Origin of the sequence: Neorhizobium huautlense (assembly GCF_002968575.1) — a bacterium.
In the GTDB taxonomy this organism is placed as follows: domain Bacteria; phylum Pseudomonadota; class Alphaproteobacteria; order Rhizobiales; family Rhizobiaceae; genus Neorhizobium; species Neorhizobium huautlense.
The window spans coordinates 44,548-68,148 of record NZ_PVBM01000010.1; the positions used below are offsets into that span (position 1 = coordinate 44,548).

The window sequence follows — 23,601 nt, forward strand, 5'->3', positions numbered from 1 at the left end:
ACCAACGTAGAACGGAGTGTAGCGCAGTCTGGTAGCGCATCTGGTTTGGGACCAGAGGGTCGGGAGTTCGAATCTCTCCACTCCGACCACGCTTTCAGGCGAGGCTCCACATACGGTCCGGTCCATGGAGCGTTTCAGGAATGTCTGCCAAGATTTATCGCCCGGCAAAAACCGCCATGCAATCCGGCAAGGCCAAGACCCATCTCTGGGTGTTGGAATTCGACCAGGAACAGCCGCGCCGAATCGACCCCATTCTGGGCTATACCTCTTCCGGAGATATGAAGCAGCAGGTGCGCCTGACCTTCGAGAGCCAGGAACAGGCTGAGGCTTATGCAAAGCGTGAAGGCATTCCTTACCGCATCATCAAGCCGAAGGAAGCCGCCAGGCAGATCGTCTCCTACACGGACAATTTCCGCTTCAACCGTCTCCAGCCCTGGACCCATTGATCCTGCCGCTGGTCGATCCAGTGCCGGCAGCCAGGACATCGATTGGCCCCTTAGCTCAACTGGATAGAGCAACTGCCTTCTAAGCAGTAGGTCGCAGGTTCGAGTCCTGCAGGGGTCGCCACCTATCTTTTTTCCATACCGGAGCCATAGGTGACAGAATGTACCTATGACATGGCTGACGACCTCTTGTCCGCCGGTTCTTCGGCCCTATCGTCTCTTCAATAACGGAGAGCGCTATGGTCCCTGAAGAGAGAATCAGACGCCACGAGGAAACGATCGCTCGCTTGCGGGAGGATAAGGAGTGGCTGCGGGATACCGGATTCTGGACCGAAGCTGGCTCAAACGAGGATCTCATTGGCGAGATCGAGCGCGCAATTAATCTCTACATAAGCCTGATTAGAGAACTCACTCGCCCGGTAGGATGAGCGTTATACGCGGCTCATGCCACGGATGGCTCGTTCAATTCGCTGCTCTCCGTGCCGATTGTCATCGTATTGCCTCGCCATTCGAACGATCCGCCGATCCAGCTTCTGAGCCAGATGGCAGGCATCAGGAGGTCGCGTACGATCATGGCGAGGCACAGTCGAAATGACACGGGCCAGTTTTTGGCAAATGCCAAGCCCAGCTCCGGAAGATAGGCAATGAGGAGAATCGCTGCTGCCGGCGCGACCGGGCTGATGTCCGCGGTCAGGGCGGCCAGAACTCCCAGCGTGAGCGGCGGTACGCCGCCGAGCAATATCTCGGGAGCAAAATAGATCGGGAAGGTCACACGGCGAAGCCTCGCCCAGCGGCTCTGCCGCGCCCAGATTTCTCTAAGGTCGCGCCGGCCGAGCGGTTGCTCGAACGGCGAGGAAACGAGATGCACCTTGCGTCCCAGCCTGTTGACGAGCTTCGTGGCGGCTGCGTCCTCGGCGATTTCCGCGGCCAGCGCTTCGATTCCCCCTGCTGCATCGAGCATCGGCTTGTACCAGAGCATGCTTTTTCCCTGGGCAAAACCGAAGCCGAGAGCCTCGCCGGCATATTGCCAGCGCGCCTGATGACCATTGAGAAAGGCGCATTCGGTCTCGGCCCAAAATCCGGCTGGCCGGGAGCCGAGCGGCGTGGAGCAGACCAGGCCGGTATCATCCCTCCAGGCGGATATCAGATGCTCCACGTAGTCGGCGGGCATGAGCACATTGGAGTCGGTCAGAATGACCCAGTCGTTTTCGGCGGCCCGCCATCCCTTGACGCAGTTGTTCAGCTTCGGATTGGCGCTTATGCGGTCATCGCCCGCCAGAATGCGGGAAGCAATCTCGGGATGGGCAGCCATTGCTTCTTCGATCCTGCCGACAACCGGATCCCTCTCCTCGGCAACACAGAAGATCAACTGGTAATGGGGCCAGTCGAGCTCAAAGGCGCGCGCCAGGGTCAATGCCGTGAAGTTTTCGACGCCGCGGACGGGGATGACGATCGAAACAGCCGGCCGATCTGAGATGCTGGGAGCCGGTGTGCCGCGGGGCGACAACCTCCACATTGCTATGGCTAGGCTGATCAGGTTGACAAGCAGGAGGGCTGCTGCGGCGAAGGCGAAGTAATATTCCATGACTATGATCCCGATGGCCCCGAACGCTATTTCTGGCCGCAGCTCCGGTAAGGCCTCGATTCAGCGTCCGATTATCAACACAGCATCGTCATGTGACAGGTGGATGACGGCGTAGGCGCCGGTTCGCCAGCTGTTTTGAACGTCCTTGCCGGATGTAGTATCCGAATGTCGGGCTCAATGGAGGCGCTGGCCCGAAGAACAGCGTCTTCAAAATCCCAGTCTTGCCATACTGCGGATTCGGAATAGCCGCATTGTTTCGTATCTTCGGATAGGTCGGCTCCGCCATGATTTGGTGAGCGGAGGGCAAATTGGTGCAACGCCGGCCCAAGGGTCGCGGACGCGCTTCCAATACACTTCAAATCACTTTTGTCCGGGCGACCTGATGGTTGCTCGCACGCTTCGCATCGTTTTTTACGCTTTTAGCGGGGATCGCATGAATAGGATGTCATATGCCGCGGCGGTATGCGTCTTTGTGGCTGTCTTTGTACCTGGTCCGGGTTTTGCGGACGACAAGCCGCTGATCTGGAAGCCTTCCAAAACCTCCAATACGAGCTATTCGGTCAAGCTCGGCCTTAAACTGCCCACCCGGATCGAGACCGAGGCTGGTGTTTCCATGGGCGTCAATACCACAAGCAGCGGAGCACCGGTCGATATGCCCCTCAGATTCTGGAGCAATTTTACCGCCGAGAAAATCAAGACCCCGGCGGGCCAGTTCGGTCGCGACATCGGTGTCGATCTCGACGGCAATACAGGCAGCGCCGGGATCACCATGAACTATTACGACAAGGAAATTGCGACGCCCCAGATCGATATCGAGAGGCGCAGCAGCTACGGCGTTCATTATGACGGCGCTTCGGGCGAGTGGCGGGGCCTCGACGCCAGCCAGTCGGTGCGGCTTTCGCATGCCGCAAGCGGCACCGCGCTGATCGGCCGTGCTACCGGCCGCGATGGCTTCAGGACGGTGACTGCCGGGGTGGTCATGGAAAAGAAGCTCGGCACGCGGATGACGGTGAGCGGCTCGATCGACCGGTCATCGGACTCCGCAGAACCCGCGGCGAGTATCAAGGCTCGCTATTTCTTCAGGTGGTAAAATGAAAAGGGGCGTCTGGCGCCCCTTGGAAAACCGCAGTTTGCCCGTTGCTCAATGCAGGATCTGGCTGAGGAAGAGCTTGGTGCGCTCATGCTGCGGATTGTCGAAGAATTCCGCCGGCGAGTTCTGTTCGACGATCTGGCCCTGGTCCATGAAGATGACCCGATTGGCCACTTGGCGGGCAAAGCCCATTTCATGGGTGACGCAGAGCATGGTCATGCCTTCTTCGGCAAGGCTTACCATCGTATCCAGCACTTCCTTGACCATTTCAGGATCGAGCGCAGAGGTCGGTTCGTCGAACAGCATGATCTTCGGCTTCATGCACAACGAGCGGGCAATCGCCACGCGCTGCTGCTGACCGCCGGAAAGCTGGCCCGGATATTTGTTGGCCTGTTCCGGGATCTTCACGCGCTTCAGGTAATGCATCGCGATTTCTTCGGCCTGTTTCTTCGGCATCTTACGGACCCAGATGGGCGCAAGCGTGCAGTTTTCCAGGATGGTCAGATGCGGGAAGAGGTTGAAGTGCTGGAACACCATGCCGACTTCTCGGCGCACTTCGTCGATCTTCTTCAGGTCGTTGGTCAGCTCGATTCCATCGACGATGATCGTGCCGGCCTGATGCTCCTCAAGACGGTTGATGCAACGGATCATCGTCGATTTGCCGGAGCCGGAAGGCCCGGCGATGACGATGCGCTCGCCCTTCATCACCTTCAGGTTGATATCGCGCAGCACGTGGAAGTCGCCATACCATTTGTTCATGCCAACGATCTCCACGGCGACGTCGGTGGCGGAGACAGTCAGTTTCTTGGGTTGGGCGTCAGCCATTTTCTTCCCCTTTGTTATCGTTTTGCGGCGTTTAGCGCTTGTGGCTCGTGTCGAGGTGCCGTTCCATGAATGCGGAATAGCGCGACATGCCGAAGCAGAACAGCCAGAAGATGAAGCCTGCGAAGATGAGTCCGGTAATCGGCGTCACCGGCGTGATCCAGGTCGTGTCGGTGAAGTTGAGCCGCACGATGCCGAGCAGATCGAACATGCCGATGATCGACACGAGCGAGGTATCCTTGAAGAGGCCGATGAAGGTGTTGACGATGCCCGGGATAACCAGCTTGATCGCCTGCGGCAGGATGACCAGGCGCATCGTCTGCCAATAGCTGAGGCCGAGGGATTCGGAACCTTCTGTCTGGCCTTTGGGAATTGCCTGGAGACCGCCGCGGATGACTTCGGCCATATAGGCCGACGCAAAGATCGCGACCCCCACCAAGGCACGGAGAAAGTTGTCGATCGTCCAGCCTGTCGGCAGGAAGAGCGGCAGCATCACGTTCGCCATGAAGAGAACGCTGATCAGCGGCACACCGCGGATGATTTCGATGAAGCCGACGCACAGCATCCGGATGACAGGCATTTTCGACCGGCGCCCGAGAGCAAGCAGGATGCCAACGGGCAGAGAGACAGCGATGCCGACGAAGGAGAGAATGAGCGTCACCATCAAGCCGCCCCAGAGCGGGGTCTCCACTTCCTCGAGACCGAGGACGCCGCCATGCAGCAGGAAGAAGGCGACAACCGGGAAAACGACGAAGAAGAGGAGGGCGGTAAGTCCTTTGCGCGGCAGTTTGGGAACCAGTAGAGGCACGAGCAGCACAACGAAGAGTGCGGCAACGAGCATTGGCCGCCAGCGCTCGTCCAGCGGATACCGGCCGAACATGAACTGCTGGAACCGGTCGCCCACAAACGCCCAGCAGGCGCCCTTCCAGCCCTCCGGCTGTATGCCGCCCTGCGCGACGGTGGTGCAGGCGCTGCGATCACTACCGGACCACACGGCGTTGAAGAAGAGCCAGTCCAATATGCCGGGCAGTGCCCAGATCAACAGGACGACGGCCAAAAGCGTCAGCACTGTGTCCTTTGGCGTGGCGAGAAGATTGGTACGGACCCAGCCGCTGACTGTCCTGGTGCTGATTGGGGCGGGCTGGGCATTCAGCATGTCGCTGCGGACATAAGAGAGGTTTTGGGTATTCATGAGCTTATCTTTCCACCAGCGCCATCTTGGCATTGAACCAGTTCATGAAGATCGATGTCGCGATGCTGATGGCCAGATAGACCGTCAGCATGATGGAGATCGCCTCCACTGCCTGACCCGTCTGGTTGAGCGTCGTACTGGTCGTGGAAAAGAGCTCGGGAAAACCGATAGCAACGCCCAGCGATGAGTTCTTCGTCAGGTTGAGATACTGGCTGGTGAGCGGTGGAATAATGATACGCATGGCCTGCGGCACAACGACGAGCCGTGTCGTATGCGAAGGCTGGAGACCGAGCGCAAAGGCAGCCTCACTCTGTCCCTTGGCCACGCCCCGGATGCCGGCGCGGATCACTTCCGCGATGAAGGATGCCGTATAAAGCGAAAGCGCCACATAGAGTGCGACGAATTCCGGCAGGATGCGCGCGCCCCCTGTCATGTTGAAGCGGCCGGCGATCGGGGAATCGAACGTGAGCGGAGCGCCCATGATCAGAAATGCAAGGATCGGCAATCCGATGATGAGGCCGGTGCCCGTCCAGATCGTATGGAACTGCTTGCCGGTCGCCGCCTGACGCTGCCTGGCCCACCTGGCGACGACGATGGTCGCGACGACCCCGACCAGGAAAGCGACGGGGATCAGCCAAGCGCCTTCTCCCCAGATCGGATTCGGAAATGCGAGACCGCGATTGTTGAGAAAGATGTTGAAGGGCAGCGCAATCGAATCCCGCACCTGCGGCAGCGAATCCAGCACCCCCTTGTACCAGAAGAAGATGATCAGCAGCACCGGGATGTTGCGAAAGATCTCGACATAGAGCGTGCAGAGCTTTGCAATGAGCCAATTCCGCGACAGACGACCGAGACCGATGATGAAGCCGACGACGGTTGCCGTGAAGATGCCGAGAATGGCCACAAGCATCGTGTTCAGAAAGCCGACAACGATCGCGCGTCCATACGTGGAATCGCTCGTATAGGCGATGAGCGACTGGCCGATATCGAATCCGGCTCGACCTCTCAGGAAGCCGTAACCGGACGCCGTTCCGGAACGGGCAAGATTTTCGGTGGTGTTATCAAAGATCCACCAGCCGACCACCAGGACGATAAGGAGAGTGAGTACCTGGTAGAAAATACCGCGAAACTTCGGGTCATACGCATAAGACCTCAGCGTACGAGCCTCCGTAGACGCAATTACAGCGTGATCTGTCATGCTGGCCTTTTCCCCTGCGGCCTGTTTTAGGCCTTTTTTATATTTTTGTTATTGAGGGTAAGGCAGCTTTTGCCGCCTTACCCGATTTCGCATGTGCGATTAGCGCACCGGCGGTGCGTATTGCAAGCCACCCTTCGACCACAGGGCGTTCAGGCCGCGCTGGATCTTGAGAGGTGTGTTTGCGCCGATGTTGCGTTCGAACACTTCGCCGTAGTTCCCGACGTTCTTGATGATATTGTAGGCCCATTCATTGGTGAGACCGAGGTCGGTACCGATCTTGGTGTCCTTTTCGACGCCCAGGAAGCGGCGGATATCCGGGTTGGTCGAGTTTTTCATCTCTTCGAGGTTCTTCTGGGTGATGCCGAAGTCTTCGGCCTGCACCATTGCGTAACCTGCCCAGGTGACGATGTCGAACCACTGGTCATCGCCCTGACGGACGGCCGGGCCGAGCGGCTCCTTGGAGATGATTTCCGGCAGAATGATGTGGTCGTCCGGGTTGGAAAGCGACAGGCGCAGCGAGTAGAGGCCCGACTGGTCGGTCGTGTAGACGTCGCAACGGCCTGCCTGATAGGCGGCGTTCACTTCTTCGAGCTTTTCGAAGACAACCGGGTTGTACTGCAGATTGTTGGACTTGAAGTAGTCGGCAAGGTTGAGTTCCGTCGTGGTGCCGGACTGGACGCATACCGCTGCGCCGGAGAGTTCAAGCGCCGACTTCACGTTCAGGCTCTTCGGAATCATGAAGCCTTGGCCGTCATAGTAGTTAACGTAGCGGAAGTTCAAGCCGAGCGAGGTGTCGCGGCTGATGGTCCAGGTGGTGTTACGGGCAAGGAGGTCGACTTCGCCGGACTGGAGCGCGGTGAATCGGCTCTGCGCGGTGGTCGGCGTGTACTTGACCTTGCTGGCATCGCCGAAGACCGCAGCTGCGACAGCCTTGCAATAATCGACGTCGAAGCCAGTCCAGTTACCAGCCGAATCCGGAGCGGCAAAACCGGCAAGACCGGTGTTGACGCCGCACTGGACGAAACCCTTGGCCTTCACGTTGTCCAATGTGGCAGCCGATGCAGCAGAGGCAAACCCCAGGACCGCTGCGCCAATAGCGGCTGACAGAAGCGTCTTTTTCATTTTCCCAACCTTTTTATCTGTGGCTTTGTGATTTGGTGACACCGCGCCGCTCCCCGATTCCTTCGAATACGGCGGGTCGTCCGCCAACCTCCCGGTGCGGACTTTCCTATCTCATTCGCAAAACAACGCAGGGTCAAGTGTCGCAGTTTCGAATTGCGTCCGAAATAAGGTAAATTCGTTAACTCGGCCCGCTAAACGATCAGATACCCAAAGTTTGAGCAGCCTTTGATCAAAACGCAAGCGCCGCTCCCCAACGCCAGAATCTTGACCCGGCGGTTTGGGGGGGCCGAAAGCGGGGTTGACCGGGCATTGTTCCGGCGGCAAAACTCTGCGCCTCTATCGCCAACCGAAAGCATTCCCGGATATGAAGAAGAAAGAAACCCTGCTCAACGGCGCTGGCGCCAACACGCGCCTCGCCCATCTGGGCCATGATCCCTTGGGATACCATGGCTTCGTCAATCCGCCCGTTGTGCACGCCTCGACGGTCCTGTTTCCCGACTCCGCGACCATGGAGAAGCGCTCTCAAAAATATACTTACGGGACCCGCGGGACACCGACGACCGATGCCCTCTGCGAGGCTCTTGACGAACTGGAGGGGTCGGCAGGCACCATTCTCGTCCCGTCGGGTCTGGCCGCAATCTCCGTGCCGTTCCTGGCTTATCTTTCTGCTGGCGATCACGCTCTGATCGTCGATTCGGTTTACACGCCGTGCCGCAATTTCTGCAACACGATGCTGACGCGGCTGGGCGTGGAGATCGAATATTACGACCCGGAAATCGGCGCCGGCATCGAGGCGTTGATCAAGCCCAACACGAGACTGGTCCACACAGAGGCACCTGGTTCAAATACCTTCGAGATGCAGGATATCCGGGCAATCGCGGATGTGGCGCACAAGCATCACTGCGTCGTCACCATGGACAATACCTGGGCGACCCCGCTCTTTTTTCGCCCCCTGGATTTCGGGGTCGACGTATCCATCCACGCGACGACCAAATACCCATCCGGACATTCGGACATCATCATGGGCTCGGTTTCCGCGAATGCCAAACACTGGCCGAAGCTTGAAGAGGCACGCATAACCCTCGGCATCTGTGGGGCGCCGGATGATTCCTACATGATCCTGCGCGGTCTGCGCACCATGGGCATCCGCCTCGAACATCATCAGAAAAGCGCTCTCGACATCGCAAGATGGCTGGAGACTCGCGACGATGTCTTCCGCGTCCTGCATCCGGCCTTGCCGAGTTTCCCGGGGCACGACATCTGGAAGCGTGACTTCAAGGGCGCGAGCGGCGTCTTTTCTTTCGTTCTGAAGGCGGAAACCGATAAGGCCAGGGCGAAGGCGCATGCCTTCCTGGATGCGCTTTCCTTCTTCGGTCTCGGCTATTCCTGGGGAGGTTACGAAAGCCTCGCCGTCGCGGTCAATCTCTCCGACCGCACTATCCGTACGGCGCCGCCGGAAGGCCCGGTAATCCGCCTGCAGATCGGGCTTGAAGACGTTGCAGATTTGAAAAAAGACCTGGAGGCCGGTTTCGCCGCAGCCGCGGCGACCGTCTGATCATTCGGCCGTGAAGCCGTAAAGCCAGTCAAGATCCGCCGCGAGCGATTGCGGCGGACGCAGGGATAAGACGATGTCCCGCCCCAGCCGGATGGGGCCGCGCGCATGATAGGCGAAGCGGTTGAACAGGCCGCGGGCGCGAACCTTCGCAGCCCGTTCCCTCCGCACGCCCTCAAACGCCGCCAGTGCCTCGCTGAGGGTAAGGGTGCTCGCGACGCGATTTGCGAGCACGAATGCATCCTCGATTGCCATGGCCGCGCCTTGTGCCGCAAACGGCATCATCGCATGCGCCGCATCGCCGATCAGCACCTTGTCCCTTCCATTGTGCCAACGTCCAGCGCTGACCTCGTAGAGCGGCCAGAATGTGGGGCTGGGAACGTGTTTCAGCAGGTCCGAGATACGTCGGTCCCAACGGTAAAACTGCGAAGTCAGCATGTGCCTCTGGGCCTCACTTGCCTCCGCGTCCCATGTTTCGCCAGGTGTCACGCCCGAGGCTATCGCGACGATGTTGAAGCCGTCCATCTCCTTCAGTGGATAGGCGACGAGATGGGTGGATGGCCCGAGAAAGGCGGTCACCTGATTGGCGGCCAGCCACGTGGGCACGTCGCTGCGGGCAATGGTGAAACGCCAGGCGATATTCCCCGAAAAATCCGGCTCCGGAGCGCCGGGAATAGCACCGCGAAGATTGGACCAGACCCCGTCCGCGCCGACGATCAACGGGTAGTCTCGGTCCGTCATCGCCGCCAATGCCCGATGGACGTCATCCCGGACCGGCGCATCGAGATGGAGCGTGCAGAGCGGGTTTCGTTCGACCGCCGCAAGCAGGGCTTTCTGCAGCGTTGCCCGATGGAGAACGCCGTAGGGCGCCCTCCAACGTTCGCGGGCAAAACGGCCGACGGGGACATGTGCTAGGGGCCTCAGCGAGGTCCCCGACACCAGCGCGATCCGCTCCGGTTCGGCCCAGATTGCTTCAAACGAGGCAAGCACGCCAAGTCTGGCGAGAACCCGGGACGCATTCGGCGAAATCTGCAGGCCTGCGCCGACTTCCACCAGCTCGGACGCTTCTTCGAAAATGTCACTGGCTATGCCGTGGCGGGCGAAGGACAGCGCAGCGGTCAGCCCGGCCACGCCGGCGCCGATGATTGCTACCCTTTCGATTGGCATCCCCGGGGCCGGCGCCTCAGGCGGCCTTGACGTGGAAGACGCAACCCGGCGGATCCGTCTGTTCGGGCTTCAGCGACGGATTATAGCGATAAAGTGTCGAGCAATAGGAGCAGACTTTCTCGTTGTCGTCGCCCATGTCGATGAAGATATGCGGATGATCGAACGGCACGGATGCGCCGGTGCACATGAATTCCTTCACGCCGATCTGGACCAAGCGATGTCCGCCGTCGTTCTGGAAATGGGGAATGCTGTGCCCGGCCATGATAGTCTCCATGCGTAACAGAAGGCGCGTCTGATTTGCGGCGGACAATATCGTTCTCGATCCCAAATGTGTAGTGGGAAAACCGCCGCAGGCTTTCTGATTTCACCTGATGCATGGCTTCAAAGCGCGGAGCGGATCGCCTATGTTCCGCCAAAAAAGGATGCCTCGATGAACCTCAATGCTCCAGCCTTTTCCTCTTTCCACCACAACGGGCTGAAGCTCGCCTATTTCGACGAGGGTGATCCTTCGGGCGATCCGGTCCTGCTCATTCATGGGTTTGCCTCCAGCGCGCTGGTCAATTGGGTCCATCCGGGCTGGCTGAAGACGCTGGGGGATGCAGGCTATCGAGTGATTGCCATAGATAACCGTGGCCACGGTTCGAGCGACAAGCCGATGGATCCGGAAGCCTATCGCCCCTGGGTGATGGCGGACGACGCAATCGCGCTGCTCGACCACCTGCGCATTCCCGAAGCCCATCTGTTTGGTTATTCCATGGGAGCGCGGATCTCGGTCTTCGCAGCGCTTGCCCATCCGCATCGAGTCCGCTCGCTGGTGCTAGGTGGTCTCGGTATCGGCATGACGGACGGGGTAGGGGATTGGGACCCGATCGCCGACGCCCTTCTTGCCCCTTCGCTCGATGACGTCAGCCATGCGCGTGGCCGCACCTTCCGCGCTTTCGCGGATCAGACCAGAAGCAACAGGGAAGCTCTTGCCGCCTGCATTCGCGGCTCACGCGACCTCGTCTCCCGCGCCGACATGGGCAAGATCGATGCGCCGACATTGATCGGAGTGGGCACTACCGACGATATTGCGGGATCGCCGCAGCAACTGGCGGCCCTTATGCCGCATGCCGTGGCTCTCGACATTCCTGGCCGCGATCATATGCTCGCCGTCGGCGATCGGGTCTTCAAGAAGGCGGTACTCGATTTTTATGGAGAGCTTTCAAAGAAATGATCTCCGCCTGGGGAAAGGTCGCAGGTTTCCTCATACTAACGATCAACGGAATGCGATTTTGAGGCCGTTGGTCTTCCGGTAAAGTTATTCTATATAATGAGCCCGACGATAGAACGAGGAGACGGCCATGGCCGCGAGAACTGAAGCTCGCCAGAAGGAGCAGGTCGCGACGGTGGATCCCATCTGGGATACGCTGCGGGAAGAGGCGCGCACGGCAGCCGAACAGGATCCGCTGCTCGCTGCCTTTCTCTATTCCACGGTGCTGAACCATCGTTCTCTCGAAGAATGCGTGGTACACCGTATCTGCGAGCGCCTCGATCACCCGGATCTGCAGGCTGTGCTTCTGCGTCAGACCTTCATGGAAATGCTTGAAGACTGGCCGGAATGGGGCGCAATCTTACGTGTCGACATTCAGGCCGTCTATGACCGCGACCCCGCTTGCCTGCGGTTCCTCGAGCCGGTGCTTTATTTCAAGGGCTTCCATGCGATCCAGACGCATCGGTTGGCGCACTGGCTCTTCGAGCGCGGTCGTCGCGATTTCGCTCTCTATCTGCAGAGCAGGTCGTCGAGCATCTTCCAGACGGATATCAATCCGGCTGCCCGCATCGGCAAGGGCATATTCCTGGACCATGCGACGGGCCTCGTGGTGGGTGAGACTGCCGTGATCGGCGACAACGTGTCGATCCTGCATGGCGTCACGCTTGGCGGCACCGGCAAGGAAGGTGCAGACCGTCACCCGAAGATCGGCAATGGCGTGCTGATCGGAGCAGGGGCAAAGATCCTCGGCAATATCGAGGTGGGCTCCTGCTCGCGTGTCGCTGCGGGTTCGGTGGTCTTGAAGGCCGTTCCGCCGAAGTCCACCGTTGCCGGCGTTCCGGCCAAGGTGGTCGGGGAAGCGGGGTGTTCCGAACCGGCCCGCCTGATGGATCAGCTCCTGGGCGCCGACATCTGAAGAGTTCCAGCGTCTTGCTCGACAGCAGAAAGAGCGGCCACACGTTCTGGCCGCTTTACTTTCGCCTTTGTCCCATGTCAAAAGCGCCGCAACTTGAATCGCTGACGGAGAGAATGGTGAAACCGGACGAAATCAAGAAGCTCGACGCCTATTTTAAGCGCGTGATCAATCCGCAGGCGGTCGTCAAGGCGCGTCCGCGCAAGAATGATTCGGCCGAGGTCTATCTGGGCGAGGAATTCCTGGGCGTCGTGTATGTAGACGATGAGGACGGCGACCGTTCTTACAACTTCTCGATGGCGATTCTCGACGTCGATCTCTGATCGCCTGCTTTAAGGGAGGCTTTCTGGTCTGCTTCTTGATCCAGGGCTATTGCAACCGCGCAGGGAAACACCTGCCGCCGCACCGAGAGCCTTTTTCTGCACATGAGCTATTTCTGCTAAATCATCGCATCGAATCAGCTTTCGCTCCGACCTAGACCAAGGTATGGCTGTCGGTTATTTTGCATTGCACAAATCAGCCTTGACTTTTGCCGGGTAGGCCGGTTGTATGAGCTTCTCCGAATAGAACAAGGGATCAGGCTATGTTCAATTTCGATGAAGCCAGCAAGAAGAGCAAGGAAGCGATGGACGGTGTGCTGAAAAGCTATACCGAGGTCGCCAGGGGGTTTCAGGCGATCGCGACCGAGGCGAACGACTATTCCCGCAAGTCATTCCAGGATATGACTTCTTTCATGGAGGCGTTCACGTCGGTGCGCAGCATCGAGGCGGCCTACGAACTCCAGACAAAGTACATCAAGTCGACCTACGATGGCTTCATCGTCGAGGCGACCAAGATGAGCGACATGTATGCGGACCTCGCGAAATTGGCCTATAAGCCCTACGAGGCTCCGGTTGCCAAATCGACCGCCGTCGCCACCGCAAACGCGGCCTGACGACGGGCAAGGCCCTTTTAACGACGCCTTTGTGATCGAAGGCCGGCGGCGTTTCGCGTTGCCGGCCTTTTTGATTCCGACCGCGAGCGGAAAACCCCGTTTTTCCGCATCTTCACGGCCTCTCTAGCGGAATAGTGATTGCGTGGGCGCAAAGGGGGCTTAAAATCGTTACTCAGTGAACTACGTTAGGAAGACTGAAGTTCGGCTGATCGGCCCTTCACTGAACCGCCGCCGGATTCCTGGGGAATGAATGAAGATGATCGCACTGCCGATCTTTATGCAACGAGAAAAAGGTGGAGACGGAGATAACGCGGGCCGCGGAACCTCGGTCATCACACGCACGAAACCTAAAACAAAACGGCCCAACCTTTATCGTGTCCTCCTGCTGAATGACGACTACACTCCCATGGAATTCGTCATTCACATTCTGGAGCGTTTCTTTCAGAAGGATCGGGAAGCCGCGACGCGCATCATGCTCCATGTCCACAATCACGGCGTGGGGGAATGCGGAATATTTACATACGAAGTAGCGGAAACCAAAGTGTCCCAGGTTATGGACTTCGCCCGGCAACACCAGCATCCGCTGCAATGTGTCATGGAAAAGAAGTGAGGAACCCGACGTGCCAACATTTTCGCCTAGTCTTGAAAAGGCGCTGCATCAGGCACTGACCTTCGCGAACGAGCGGCATCACGAATACGCCACGCTCGAACACCTGCTTCTGGCATTGATCGACGATGCCGATGCGGCGGCGGTTATGGGCGCTTGTAACGTCAATTTGGAAGCTCTTCGCAAGACCGTTATGGACTATGTCGATAACGAACTTGCCAATCTCGTCACCGGTTACGACGAGGATTCGAAGCCGACCTCCGGTTTCCAGCGCGTCATTCAGCGCGCCGTCATTCATGTGCAGTCCTCGGGTCGCGAAGAGGTGACCGGAGCAAACGTTCTCGTCGCGATCTTTGCGGAACGGGAAAGCCATGCTGCCTTCTTCCTGCAGGAGCAGGAAATGACCCGCTACGATGCGGTCAACTATATTTCGCACGGTATCGGCAAGCGTCCGGGTTCCTCCCAGACCCGCACGCCGCGCGGTGCCGAGGAAAGCGAATCCGACGCCAAGCCTGCGCGCGACCAGGAAGAGGGTTCGGCCAAGAAGCCGCAGGATGCCTTAAAGGCCTATTGCGTCAATCTGAACGAGAAGGCCCGCGAGGGCCGCATCGATCCTCTCATCGGCCGTAACGCCGAGGTCAACCGGACGATCCAGGTCCTGTGCCGCCGCTCCAAGAACAACCCGCTCTACGTGGGCGATCCGGGCGTCGGCAAGACGGCAATCGCCGAAGGCCTTGCAAAGCGGATCATCGAAGGAAAGGTGCCTGAAGCGCTTGCAGATGCCACCATCTTTTCGCTCGACATGGGCACGCTGCTCGCCGGCACCCGTTATCGCGGCGATTTCGAGGAGCGGCTGAAGCAGGTCGTCAAGGAGCTTGAGGATTATCCGGGCGCGGTTCTCTTCATCGACGAGATCCACACCGTCATCGGTGCCGGCGCCACGTCCGGCGGCGCGATGGATGCCTCGAACCTCCTGAAGCCTGCGCTTTCTTCGGGTGCGATCCGCTGCATCGGGTCTACCACCTACAAGGAATATCGCCAGTTCTTCGAAAAGGACCGGGCTCTGGTTCGTCGCTTCCAGAAGATCGACGTCAACGAGCCCTCGATCGATGATGCGATCGAGATCATGAAGGGCCTGAAGCCTTATTTCGAGGACTATCACAAGCTGCGTTACACCAACGAGGCGATCAAGTCCGCCGTGGAACTATCGGCGCGCTACATCTCCGACAGGAAGCTGCCGGACAAGGCGATCGACGTGATCGATGAGACCGGGGCGGCTCAGATGCTTCTGCCGGCCTCCAAACGCCGCAAGCTGATCACCGAGAAGGAGATCGAAGCAACGATCGCCACGATGGCGCGCATCCCGGCGAAGACCGTGTCGAAGGATGACGAGATGGTTCTCGCCAACCTTGAAAAGGAGCTGCGTTCGGTTGTCTACGGACAGGACGCGGCGATTGAGGCCCTTTCGACAGCGATCAAGCTCGCCCGTGCAGGCCTTCGCGAGCCGAACAAGCCGATAGGCTCCTACGTCTTCTCCGGCCCGACCGGCGTCGGCAAGACGGAAGTGGCCAAGCAGCTCGCTTCATCGCTCGGTGTTGAGCTGCTGCGGTTCGACATGTCCGAATATATGGAACGCCACACGGTCTCGCGGCTGCTAGGCGCACCTCCCGGCTATGTCGGATTCGATCAGGGCGGTCTCCTCACCGACAGCGTGGATCAGCATCCGCACAGCGTCGTCCTGCTCGACGAGATCGAGAAGGCGCATCCGGATATCTATAATATCCTGCTGCAGGTCATGGACCACGGTTCGCTGACCGACCATAACGGCAAGAAGATCGATTTCCGCAACGTCATCCTGATCATGACGACCAATGCGGGGGCATCGGAAATGGCCAAGGCCGCGATCGGCTTCGGTTCGTCGAAACGCACCGGCGAGGATGAGGAGGCGCTGAATCGCCTGTTCACACCCGAATTCCGCAATCGTCTCGATGCCGTCATCCCGTTCGCGCCGCTGCCGACGGAGGTCATCCATCAGGTCGTACAGAAGTTCGTCATGCAGCTCGAAACGCAGCTTTCCGAACGCAACGTCACGTTCGACCTGCATCAGGACGCCATCGCCTGGTTGGCCGACAAGGGCTACGACGAGAGAATGGGCGCACGCCCGCTCTCGCGCGTCATCCAGGAGCACATCAAGAAGCCGCTTGCAAACGAGATCCTGTTCGGCAAGCTGCGCAAGGGTGGTGTGGTCAACGTCACGGTCGGCAAGGGCGAGGACGGCAAGGAAAAGCTTGTCCTGGATGCCATTCCGGAGGCGACGCCTGTGAAGCCGAAGCCTGAGGCAGAGGTGGAAGAGGCCGTCGAAGAGACCGAAGCGAAGGTCTCGAAGCCCAAGGCACCGAAGAAGTCGGCGCCGAAGGACAAGGACGGCGGTTCAGCAAAGGCGCGCGCCATGGTCGATGCCGATGTAATCGCCGAGACCACGCCGCCGGGTGCTCACAAGGCGCCTGCGCGCAAGGGCTCGACGGTGCCGCGCGTGCCGAAGAGTAAATAAGGCTGTAAGATCTAGCCATTGCGATGCCGGGCTTGCCCCGGCATCGTCTTTTTTGTGAGTCTCTCCGATACCGCCGGAATGCCGATGTCTCCAGATAGCGACGATCGCAGCGCCTTGTCTTGGTTCCTGACCGGCATGCGGGGCATGTTTTCGCTGCCGGCGCTGATCCTCATGACATCGATCGTCGGGTTCAGCGCCTTCGCCCTTGAATCCGGCCTCACGCGCGCAGAAGCGGTTTTCATGTCTTTCGCAATCTGGGCGCTTCCGGCACAGGTGATTTTGGTCGGCACCATGGCAAGCGGCGCCAATATCGCAGCCTGCTTTCTGGCGGTTACCTTGTCCTCGATCCGTATGATGCCGATGGTGGCCTCCGTCATCCCGGAGATGCGGACGAAGCGGACGCCGACATGGCTCCTTCTGATCCTGTCGCATTTCGTCGCGATCACGGCGTGGGTCTTTGCGATCACGACGTTGCGCAAGGTGCCACGCGAGCATCGTGCAGTCTATTTCGCAGGCTTTGGCGTCACCCTGACGACGAGCGGCACACTGGTGGTCGCGATTTTCTACGGAATTGCTGCAAGCTTTCCGCCGCTGATCGCGGGCGTGCTTTTCTTTCTGACGCCGGTCTATTTCAACGCGTCGATCTGGGCGAGCGCAAGCCAGCCGGTGGTAAAACTGGCCTTCGTCATGGGCGTGGTTCTCGGACCGCTTCTTGCGCTAGTCACACCTGAATTCGACGTACTGTATGCCGGAATCGGAGGAGGGACTGCCGCCTACCTCATCGATAGGTGGAGGCGGAAGAAAAGGCGCGGCACGAAGGCAGGTTCACGATGATCGACGAGTACTGGACCTTTATCGTTATCTTTGTTGCCGGTTTCCTTGCAACAGACGTCTGGCGCTGGCTCGGCGTCGTCGCCGGCAATCGGTTGAACGAGGAGTCCGAGGCGCTTTATTGGGTGAGGGCGGTGGCGACATCGCTCGTCATGGCCGTTACGGCAAAGCTGATCGTCTTTCCGAACGGCATGCTGGCGGAATCGCCGCTCTGGCTTCGGCTGGGCGCCGCCGGCATCGGTTTTGCCGTCTTCCTGGCGACCGGACGCAAGGTTGCGGTCGGTGTCGCGGTGCCGATGGCGCTCCTGATCGCCGGCCTCTGGTGGACCGGCTTTGGAGGCCGTTAGTTGCCAAGCTCGCCGATGATCTTTTCGGCATTGGCAGCAAGCACCTCATTATCCTCCATCTTGCCCGAATGAGGCTTCAGCGCCAGCCCTTCGTAGCGCGGTATGACGTGGAAGTGCAGGTGGTAGACCGTCTGGCCGGATGCCGGTTCGTTAAACTGGATCACCGTGACGCCATCGGCCTCAAAGGCTTCCTTGGCGGCCCTGGCGAGCTTCTGGACGACTGGGATGAGCTTCGAAAGCACCGCCGGATCGGCATCGAGAATGTTGCGGGACGGCGCTTTCGGGATCACCAGCAGGTGACCGGGCGACTGCGGCATGACATCCATGAACGCCAGTGTATCGTCATCCTCATAAATCCGGTGACAAGGGATCTCGCCACGCAGGATCTTTGCGAAGATGTTGTTGGTGTCGTAGATCTGGCCGCTCATCCTGAATTCTCTCCTTGAGTTCTCGTCAATCTTCCTGCTGGCGCTCGCCCTTGCGAAACGGGCTGTGCTCGGACAGATACTCGTTCATGTATTCCACGTCCTGCCGCTCCCGTTCCAGATAATCGGCAACCGCGCGGCGAAGCCCTGGATGGGCGATATAGTGCATGGAATGAGTGGTGACAGGCAGGTATCCGCGTGCCAGCTTGTGTTCTCCCTGCGCGCCGGCCTCGACCCGTTTGAGGCCCTTGGCGAGCGCAAAGTCGATCGCCTGGTGGTAACAGACCTCGAAATGCAGGAAGGGATGGTCTTCGATGCAGCCCCAATGCCGTCCGTAGAGCGCGTCCCCGCCGATGAAGTTGATCGCGCCGGCGATATATTTGCCCTCGCGCTTGGCCATCACCAGCAGGATGTCATCGGGCATGCGCTCACCGACCAGGGAATAGAATGAGCGGGTCAGGTACGGGCGTCCCCATTTGCGGCTGCCCGTGTCCATATAGAAGCTGAAGAACTGGTCCCAGATATCCTCGGTGAGGTCGTGGCCCGTCAGCCAGTCGATCGAAATGCCGTTGTCCAATGCCGCACGCCGCTCTTTCCTCAGTGCCTTGCGTTTGCGCGACGCGAGCGTTTCCAAGAAAGCCTCGTGATCGGCATAACCTTCGTTGATGAAGTGGAATTGCTTGTCCGTCCGGTGCAGGTAGTCAGCGTCCTCAAAGGCGGTGAGTTGGTTCTCCGGAATGAAGGTGACATGCGCGGACGAAATTCCAAGCTGGCGTGTCACCTCTTGAAGACCGGCTGCAAGCGTCAGCTCCGTCGTATCCCTGTCAGAACTTTCGGCGACGAGCAGTCGCGGTCCGGTCGCCGGGGTAAAGGGCACCGCGCACTGTAGCTTTGGATAATACCGGCCACCGGCCCGTTCGAATGCGTCCGCCCAACCGTGATCGAAGACGTATTCTCCCTGGCTATGGCTTTTGAGATAGCCAGGAACGGCCCCGACCAGCGTGCCCTTGTCGTCCTCCAGGAGGAGGTGATGGCCTAGCCAGCCGGTCTTGGCGGTGGCGGAGCCTGATTCCTCAAGCGCGGAGAGGAAGGCGTGCGACAGAAAGGGGTTGTAGGGTGTCTGAGAAGAAGAGGACTTTGAGGTGCCTGAAAGGCGCGACCAGCTTTGCGGGCTGATCGCGCAGAAGGATTTTTCAATGCGGATGGTGAGATTGCCGGTCATATTCTCAAATTTAAGCGGCGGGAGCCTCCCGCGGATCAAAACCTTCAAACGTCATTTGGTCTGCGTATTTATAGGTATGCTCGCGGCCGTTTACATCCCTTACGGTCCAGGTGATGACGGGAATTCCTGCTTGTCTCTGGGCGGTGATGAACGTGTTCGGCAGATGGGAATAGCGGTAGGAAATGAAATCCAGGCTGAGTTGCATCGCCTCGTCATGCGCGAAAAATTCCTCCGGTCTGCTGCCTTCGGCAGTGAGGCCGAGCGGATAAGGTGAGCCGGCCCTTTTCAGATCACGCAGGATGTGGTGGTCGAAGCTCATCAGAGCGACTTTTCCCCGGTAGCCTTCCAGCACCTCCAGCACCGCTTCTGCAAACCCGTCGTCTTCGCCTTCACCCACGCGTCCCTTGATCTCGATGACCAGCGGCACCCGTCCGGCTACCAGGTCGAGCATCTGCTTCAGCGTCGGAATTTTGTCCTTCGTGCCGCCGACGGCAAGCATTCCTAGCTCGGCCGATGTCCGTTCCCGCACATCGCCCTTGATTCCGCAGAGGCGTTCCAGGTCGTGGTCGTGAAAGATCACCGGCACGCTGTCCGCGGCGAGCTGAACGTCGCATTCGATTGCGAAACCGGCTTCGGCGGCGCGCTCGAAGGCCGAAAGCGTATTCTCCCAAATCTGCTGGTTCATGTCATGATAGCCGCGATGGGCGACGGGAAGGTCCTTGATCCAGGAAACGGCGCTCATGCTTCGATCTCTATGATGGCGTCGACTTCGACGGAGGCATTCAGCGGCAGGGCGGCCATGCCGACGGCGGCGCGGGCATGTTTGCCTGCTTCACCGAGAACATTGGCGATGAGGTTGGAAGCGCCGTTCATGACGAGATGCTGTTCCACGAAATCCGGGGTGGAGGCGATGAAACCGTTGAGCTTGAGAATGCGGCGGATTTTGCCGAGGTCGCCGCCGAGGGCCGCCTTCGCCTGGGCGAGGATGTTGATGGCGCAGAGTTCGGCGGCCCGCTGTGCAGTCGGCACGTCCACGTCGCGGCCGACGAGACCGGTCACCGCCACTTTGCCGCCTTCGATGGGCAGTTGGCCTGAAAGATAAAGCGTATTTCCGCTAATCGTATAAGGCACATAATTGGCCGCAGGCGCCGCGGCTACGGGGAGAGTGATTCCCAGTTCCTTCAAGCGGCCTTCGATGGCTTCGGTCATTTTCGACTCCCGTTTTGTTGTAAATTCTTCAAAAATCTTGCATCAAGGCCATAACCTCAACCCATGGCGTTCTTATAACACCCGGACTGAGTCCAACAGGAGATTGTGAATGTTGCGCATAAGCCTAAGGGTGATCCTTGCCGGCGGCGTCAGCCTTGTGGCTTGCGCTTCCGCGGACGCCAACACCGATAGCGCCTCCCGCGCATTGGTGCCGCATCGCGCAATTTACGACCTGAAGCTCAAGGACGCCTCGGAACGCTCCGGCATCGAAGGCATGGTCGGGCGGATGGTCTACGAGTTCACCGGCTCGCCCTGTACCGGTTTCTCGACCAACTTCCGGCTCGTCACAAAGATCAATACGGGAGAGGAGACGCGGCTCAGCGACCAGCAGACCACGACTTTCGAGGACATGGCCGCCCGCCAGTTCCATTTCGAGACCAAGTCCTTCACCGACGAGCAGCTCGACAAGCAGATCAGTGGTGAGGCGAGCGTGGCGGAAAACGGCGTGAAGGTGGAAATCACCCAACCGGACGGCCGCGAAGTTGATCTGCCGGCGAGCGTCTTTCCGACCGGCCATATGCTGGACGTCATCCAGAATGCCAAGGACGGCAAGAATTTCTTCGAAGCGCGCGTCTTCGACGGTTCCGAGGACGGCGACCAGGCACTGCTCACGACGACCGTCATCGGCAAGCAGCAGGAGCCGGAAAAAGGTGACGTCGACGCCGACAAAGCCGGCGAATTTTCCCGGGCGCCGTTCTGGCCGGTGACGATCGCCTATTTCAACGAAACGGCCCAGGGCGATCCGACACCCGTCTACAATATGTCGTTCAAGCTCTATGAAAACGGCGTCACCCGCGATCTGACCATGGAGTATGGCGACTTCGTCCTGTCGGGCAGCCTCACCCGGTTGGAGCTTCTGAAACAGCAGGATCCGTGCCCGGCGCCGGCAAAGTGATCTGATCTTACCGTTAGGGCCCGGTTCGATGATGATCCGAGGCTTTTTTGCCGATACCCTTGCTTTTGCGCCAAATCGCATGTATGGGCACCGGCATTCCACACGTAAGGCATGGGATCGTCCGGGAGAAATCCGGGCTTTTCCGCCGGTGGCATTCCCGAAGGGTTTGCTGTTCGCCTTGCGGAGGTTCAACCGGAAAAGGAGAAAAAGGCATGGCATTGCCTGATTTCAGCATGCGCCAGCTTCTGGAAGCTGGTGTTCACTTCGGCCACCAGACCCATCGCTGGAACCCGAAGATGAAGCCGTATATTTTCGGCGATCGCAACAATATCCATATCATCGACTTGGCTCAGACCGTTCCGATGCTGTCGCGCGCCCTGCAGGTCGTGTCCGACACCGTCGCTCGCGGCGGCCGCGTCCTGTTCGTCGGCACCAAGCGCCAGGCTTCGGAACTCATCGCTGATTCCGCCAAGCGTTCGGCTCAGTATTACGTCAACTCCCGCTGGCTCGGCGGCATGATGACGAACTGGAAGACCATTTCGAACTCGATCCAGCGTCTGCGCAAGCTCGACGAGATCCTCGGTTCGGAAGCTTCGGGCTTCACCAAGAAGGAGCGCCTGAACCTCGAGCGCGAACGCGAGAAGCTGGAAAAGGCTCTCGGCGGTATCCGCGACATGGGCGGCGTTCCGGATCTGATGTTCATCATCGACACCAACAAGGAAAAGATCGCCATCGACGAAGCGAAGCGCCTGGGCATCCCGGTCGTCGCCATCATCGACTCCAACTGCGATCCGGACCTCATCGACTATCCGATCCCGGGCAATGACGACGCTTCGCGTGCCGTCGCTCTTTATTGCGACCTGATCGCTCGCGCCGCCATCGACGGTATCGCCCGTCAGCAGGGCGCCTCGGGCCGTGACATCGGCGCATCCGCTGAAGCTCCGATCGAGCCGGCGCTCGAAGGCGAAGCCGAAGCCTAAGGCTTGCCTGGAGCGGTGACTGCCGCTCTGCTGTACGAGTTCGACCGAGGCCAGAGATACCGCTATCCCTGGCCTCAGTCGTTTAAGATCAAGACGATGGTCTCCGCCGGCCTTGCGCCAATCGTTGAGACAATCTCTGCCGTGATGTCCTTCATCACGCTGTCATACTTCCGGGTACATTCGTCCCAAAACTTTGGTGTCGCCGACGGTTTTCCGGCAATACCCAACTTAAACCGACAAGAGGCATGAAAATGGCTGAAATCACCGCTGCATTGGTCAAGGAACTGCGCGAAAAGTCTGGCGCAGGCATGATGGACTGCAAGAAGGCGCTTGCTGAAACCAACGGCGACATCGAAGCAGCGATCGACTGGCTGCGCGCTAAGGGCATTGCAAAGGCCGACAAGAAGTCCGGCCGCACCGCTGCCGAAGGTCTGATCGGCGTTGCCAGCGCTGGCACCAAGGCAGTCGTCGTCGAAATCAATTCCGAAACCGACTTCGTGGCCCGCAACGATGCCTTCCAGACCATGGTTCGCAGCGTTGCCGACGTAGCACTCGGCACCAACGGCGCGGTTGATGCCGTCGGCGCGGCAACCGTTCCGGCGACCGGCAAGTCGGTCACCGACACCATCAAGGACGCGGTTGCTACCATCGGCGAAAACATGAGCCTGCGCCGTTCGGCACTGCTCTCGGTCGAGGACGGCGTTGTGGCGACCTATATCCACAATGCTGCTGCCGATCGCGTCGGCAAGCTGGGTGTTCTGGTGGCCTTGAAGTCGACCGGCAATAAGGACGCGCTGAACGCAATCGGCCGTCAGGTTGCCATGCACATCGCTGCGACCAATCCGCTGGCAATTCGCCCGGAAGAAGTCGATGCCGCTGTAGCCGAGCGCGAACGGAACGTCTTTATCGAGCAGTCCCGCGCCTCCGGCAAGCCGGACAACATCATCGAGAAGATGGTCGAAGGCCGCATGCGCAAGTTCTTCGAAGAAGTCGCTCTTCTTTCGCAGGCTTTCGTCATCAATCCTGACCTCACCGTCGGCGCCGCCGTGAAGGCTGCCGAAAAGGAAGTCGGCGCTCCGATCGAAGTAACCGGCATGGCCCGCTTGCTGCTCGGCGAAGGCGTCGAAAAGGAAGAGACGGATTTCGCGGCGGAAGTCGCGGCAGTCGCCAAGGGCTGATATCCGCCGATAGACGTCGGGAGCGC

Annotated in this window: 25 protein-coding genes and 2 tRNA genes; 16 read left to right on the forward strand and 11 right to left on the reverse strand. The window is 59.2% G+C overall.

What is annotated here, in order from left to right; translation table 11 throughout:
- Positions 1 to 12: 12 nt before the first annotated feature.
- From C5L12_RS13065 to C5L12_RS13075, 3 genes are all read left to right on the forward strand, one after another.
- Positions 13 to 89, forward strand: a tRNA-Pro gene (locus C5L12_RS13065).
- A gap of 51 nt (positions 90 to 140) precedes the next feature.
- Complete coding sequence (locus tag C5L12_RS13070) at positions 141 to 446, forward strand: ETC complex I subunit (protein WP_105372486.1); 306 nt, start codon at positions 141 to 143, stop codon at positions 444 to 446.
- 44 nt (positions 447 to 490) lie between these two features.
- Positions 491 to 567 (forward strand) — tRNA-Arg (locus C5L12_RS13075).
- Between the two features lie 318 nt (positions 568 to 885).
- Here the strand turns inward: C5L12_RS13075 and C5L12_RS13085 are convergent.
- Positions 886 to 2,028 carry a glycosyltransferase gene (locus C5L12_RS13085; RefSeq protein WP_105372488.1) on the reverse strand — a complete coding sequence of 381 codons (1,143 nt, stop codon included), beginning with the start codon at positions 2,026 to 2,028 and terminating at the stop codon, positions 886 to 888.
- 433 nt (positions 2,029 to 2,461) lie between these two features.
- Here C5L12_RS13085 and C5L12_RS13090 point away from each other — a divergent pair, with 433 nt between their 5' ends.
- On the forward strand, positions 2,462 to 3,118 hold the full coding sequence (locus C5L12_RS13090; protein ID WP_157949045.1) for a hypothetical protein: 657 nt from the start codon (positions 2,462 to 2,464) through the stop codon (positions 3,116 to 3,118).
- 51 nt (positions 3,119 to 3,169) lie between these two features.
- Here the strand turns inward: C5L12_RS13090 and C5L12_RS13095 are convergent, their stop codons facing one another.
- The 4 genes from C5L12_RS13095 to C5L12_RS13110 form a co-directional block, all read right to left on the reverse strand.
- Positions 3,170 to 3,943: an amino acid ABC transporter ATP-binding protein gene (locus C5L12_RS13095; RefSeq protein WP_105372490.1), complete on the reverse strand. Its 774-nt coding sequence runs from the start codon at positions 3,941 to 3,943 to the stop codon at positions 3,170 to 3,172.
- Positions 3,944 to 3,974: 31 nt separating this feature from the next.
- The gene (locus C5L12_RS13100; protein ID WP_105372491.1) at positions 3,975 to 5,132 is read right to left on the reverse strand and encodes an amino acid ABC transporter permease; all 1,158 of its coding nucleotides are present in this window, start codon (positions 5,130 to 5,132) and stop codon (positions 3,975 to 3,977) included.
- A gap of 4 nt (positions 5,133 to 5,136) precedes the next feature.
- Positions 5,137 to 6,330, reverse strand: a complete 1,194-nt coding sequence (locus tag C5L12_RS13105) for an amino acid ABC transporter permease (protein ID WP_105372492.1) — start codon at positions 6,328 to 6,330, stop codon at positions 5,137 to 5,139.
- 99 nt (positions 6,331 to 6,429) lie between these two features.
- On the reverse strand, positions 6,430 to 7,452 hold the full coding sequence (locus tag C5L12_RS13110; protein ID WP_105372493.1) for an amino acid ABC transporter substrate-binding protein: 1,023 nt from the start codon (positions 7,450 to 7,452) through the stop codon (positions 6,430 to 6,432).
- Positions 7,453 to 7,816: 364 nt separating this feature from the next.
- On the opposite strand from C5L12_RS13110, the gene C5L12_RS13115 reads away from it, so the two are divergent.
- Positions 7,817 to 9,007, forward strand: a complete 1,191-nt coding sequence (locus C5L12_RS13115; protein ID WP_105372610.1) for a cystathionine beta-lyase — start codon at positions 7,817 to 7,819, stop codon at positions 9,005 to 9,007.
- Here C5L12_RS13115 and C5L12_RS13120 read toward each other — a convergent pair whose 3' ends face one another.
- Together C5L12_RS13120 and C5L12_RS13125 are read right to left on the reverse strand one after the other, a co-directional pair.
- Entirely contained in the window at positions 9,008 to 10,171 is a 1,164-nt protein-coding gene (locus tag C5L12_RS13120) for an FAD-dependent monooxygenase (RefSeq protein WP_105372494.1), read from the reverse strand.
- A gap of 16 nt (positions 10,172 to 10,187) precedes the next feature.
- Positions 10,188 to 10,433, reverse strand: a complete 246-nt coding sequence (locus C5L12_RS13125; protein WP_105372495.1) for a zinc-finger domain-containing protein — start codon at positions 10,431 to 10,433, stop codon at positions 10,188 to 10,190.
- A 168-nt stretch (positions 10,434 to 10,601) separates the two neighbouring features.
- Here C5L12_RS13125 and C5L12_RS13130 point away from each other — a divergent pair, with 168 nt between their 5' ends.
- The 8 genes from C5L12_RS13130 to C5L12_RS13165 all read left to right on the forward strand — a co-directional run bounded on the left by C5L12_RS13130 (position 10,602) and on the right by C5L12_RS13165 (position 17,606).
- The gene (locus C5L12_RS13130; protein WP_105372611.1) at positions 10,602 to 11,387 is read left to right on the forward strand and encodes an alpha/beta fold hydrolase; all 786 of its coding nucleotides are present in this window, start codon (positions 10,602 to 10,604) and stop codon (positions 11,385 to 11,387) included.
- Positions 11,388 to 11,514: 127 nt separating this feature from the next.
- The gene (cysE, locus tag C5L12_RS13135; RefSeq protein WP_105372496.1) at positions 11,515 to 12,339 is read left to right on the forward strand and encodes a serine O-acetyltransferase; all 825 of its coding nucleotides are present in this window, start codon (positions 11,515 to 11,517) and stop codon (positions 12,337 to 12,339) included.
- 116 nt (positions 12,340 to 12,455) lie between these two features.
- Entirely contained in the window at positions 12,456 to 12,659 is a 204-nt protein-coding gene (locus C5L12_RS13140) for a DUF3126 family protein (protein WP_105372612.1), read from the forward strand.
- A 260-nt stretch (positions 12,660 to 12,919) separates the two neighbouring features.
- Positions 12,920 to 13,270, forward strand: a complete 351-nt coding sequence (locus C5L12_RS13145) for a phasin family protein (protein WP_105372497.1) — start codon at positions 12,920 to 12,922, stop codon at positions 13,268 to 13,270.
- A 256-nt stretch (positions 13,271 to 13,526) separates the two neighbouring features.
- Positions 13,527 to 13,880 (forward strand): ATP-dependent Clp protease adapter ClpS, encoded by a 354-nt coding sequence (clpS, locus tag C5L12_RS13150; RefSeq protein WP_105372613.1) that lies wholly within the window; start codon positions 13,527 to 13,529, stop codon positions 13,878 to 13,880.
- Positions 13,881 to 13,890: 10 nt separating this feature from the next.
- A complete protein-coding gene (clpA, locus tag C5L12_RS13155) occupies positions 13,891 to 16,428 on the forward strand; it encodes an ATP-dependent Clp protease ATP-binding subunit ClpA (RefSeq protein ID WP_105372498.1) in 2,538 nt (845 codons plus the stop codon).
- A gap of 84 nt (positions 16,429 to 16,512) precedes the next feature.
- Positions 16,513 to 17,262, forward strand: a complete 750-nt coding sequence (locus C5L12_RS13160; RefSeq protein ID WP_105372499.1) for an AzlC family ABC transporter permease — start codon at positions 16,513 to 16,515, stop codon at positions 17,260 to 17,262.
- On the forward strand, positions 17,259 to 17,606 hold the full coding sequence (locus C5L12_RS13165) for an AzlD domain-containing protein (protein WP_105372500.1): 348 nt from the start codon (positions 17,259 to 17,261) through the stop codon (positions 17,604 to 17,606). Before C5L12_RS13160 ends, C5L12_RS13165 begins: the two co-directional genes overlap by 4 nt.
- On the opposite strand, the gene C5L12_RS13170 is transcribed toward C5L12_RS13165, so the two are convergent.
- The 4 genes from C5L12_RS13170 to C5L12_RS13185 are packed head-to-tail and all read right to left on the reverse strand — an operon-like array spanning position 17,603 to position 20,462.
- Entirely contained in the window at positions 17,603 to 18,034 is a 432-nt protein-coding gene (locus C5L12_RS13170; RefSeq protein WP_105372501.1) for an HIT family protein, read from the reverse strand. The two genes, C5L12_RS13165 and C5L12_RS13170, sit on opposite strands and share 4 nt — an antisense overlap.
- A 25-nt stretch (positions 18,035 to 18,059) precedes the next feature.
- On the reverse strand, positions 18,060 to 19,253 hold the full coding sequence (locus C5L12_RS13175; RefSeq protein ID WP_105372502.1) for a GNAT family N-acetyltransferase: 1,194 nt from the start codon (positions 19,251 to 19,253) through the stop codon (positions 18,060 to 18,062).
- A gap of 10 nt (positions 19,254 to 19,263) precedes the next feature.
- A complete protein-coding gene (locus tag C5L12_RS13180) occupies positions 19,264 to 19,995 on the reverse strand; it encodes a glycerophosphodiester phosphodiesterase (protein ID WP_170109094.1) in 732 nt (243 codons plus the stop codon).
- The gene (locus C5L12_RS13185; RefSeq protein ID WP_105372503.1) at positions 19,992 to 20,462 is read right to left on the reverse strand and encodes a RidA family protein; all 471 of its coding nucleotides are present in this window, start codon (positions 20,460 to 20,462) and stop codon (positions 19,992 to 19,994) included. Before C5L12_RS13185 ends, C5L12_RS13180 begins: the two co-directional genes overlap by 4 nt.
- A gap of 109 nt (positions 20,463 to 20,571) precedes the next feature.
- On the opposite strand from C5L12_RS13185, the gene C5L12_RS13190 reads away from it, so the two are divergent.
- The 3 genes from C5L12_RS13190 (at position 20,572) to tsf (ending at position 23,575) form a co-directional block, all read left to right on the forward strand.
- On the forward strand, positions 20,572 to 21,417 hold the full coding sequence (locus tag C5L12_RS13190) for a cell envelope integrity EipB family protein (RefSeq protein WP_105372504.1): 846 nt from the start codon (positions 20,572 to 20,574) through the stop codon (positions 21,415 to 21,417).
- Positions 21,418 to 21,629: 212 nt separating this feature from the next.
- Positions 21,630 to 22,397 (forward strand): 30S ribosomal protein S2, encoded by a 768-nt coding sequence (gene rpsB / locus C5L12_RS13195; protein WP_105372505.1) that lies wholly within the window; start codon positions 21,630 to 21,632, stop codon positions 22,395 to 22,397.
- 251 nt (positions 22,398 to 22,648) lie between these two features.
- Positions 22,649 to 23,575, forward strand: coding sequence for a translation elongation factor Ts (gene tsf, locus C5L12_RS13205; RefSeq protein WP_105372507.1), 927 nt, complete (start codon positions 22,649 to 22,651; stop codon positions 23,573 to 23,575).
- The last annotated feature ends 26 nt before the right edge of the window (positions 23,576 to 23,601 follow it).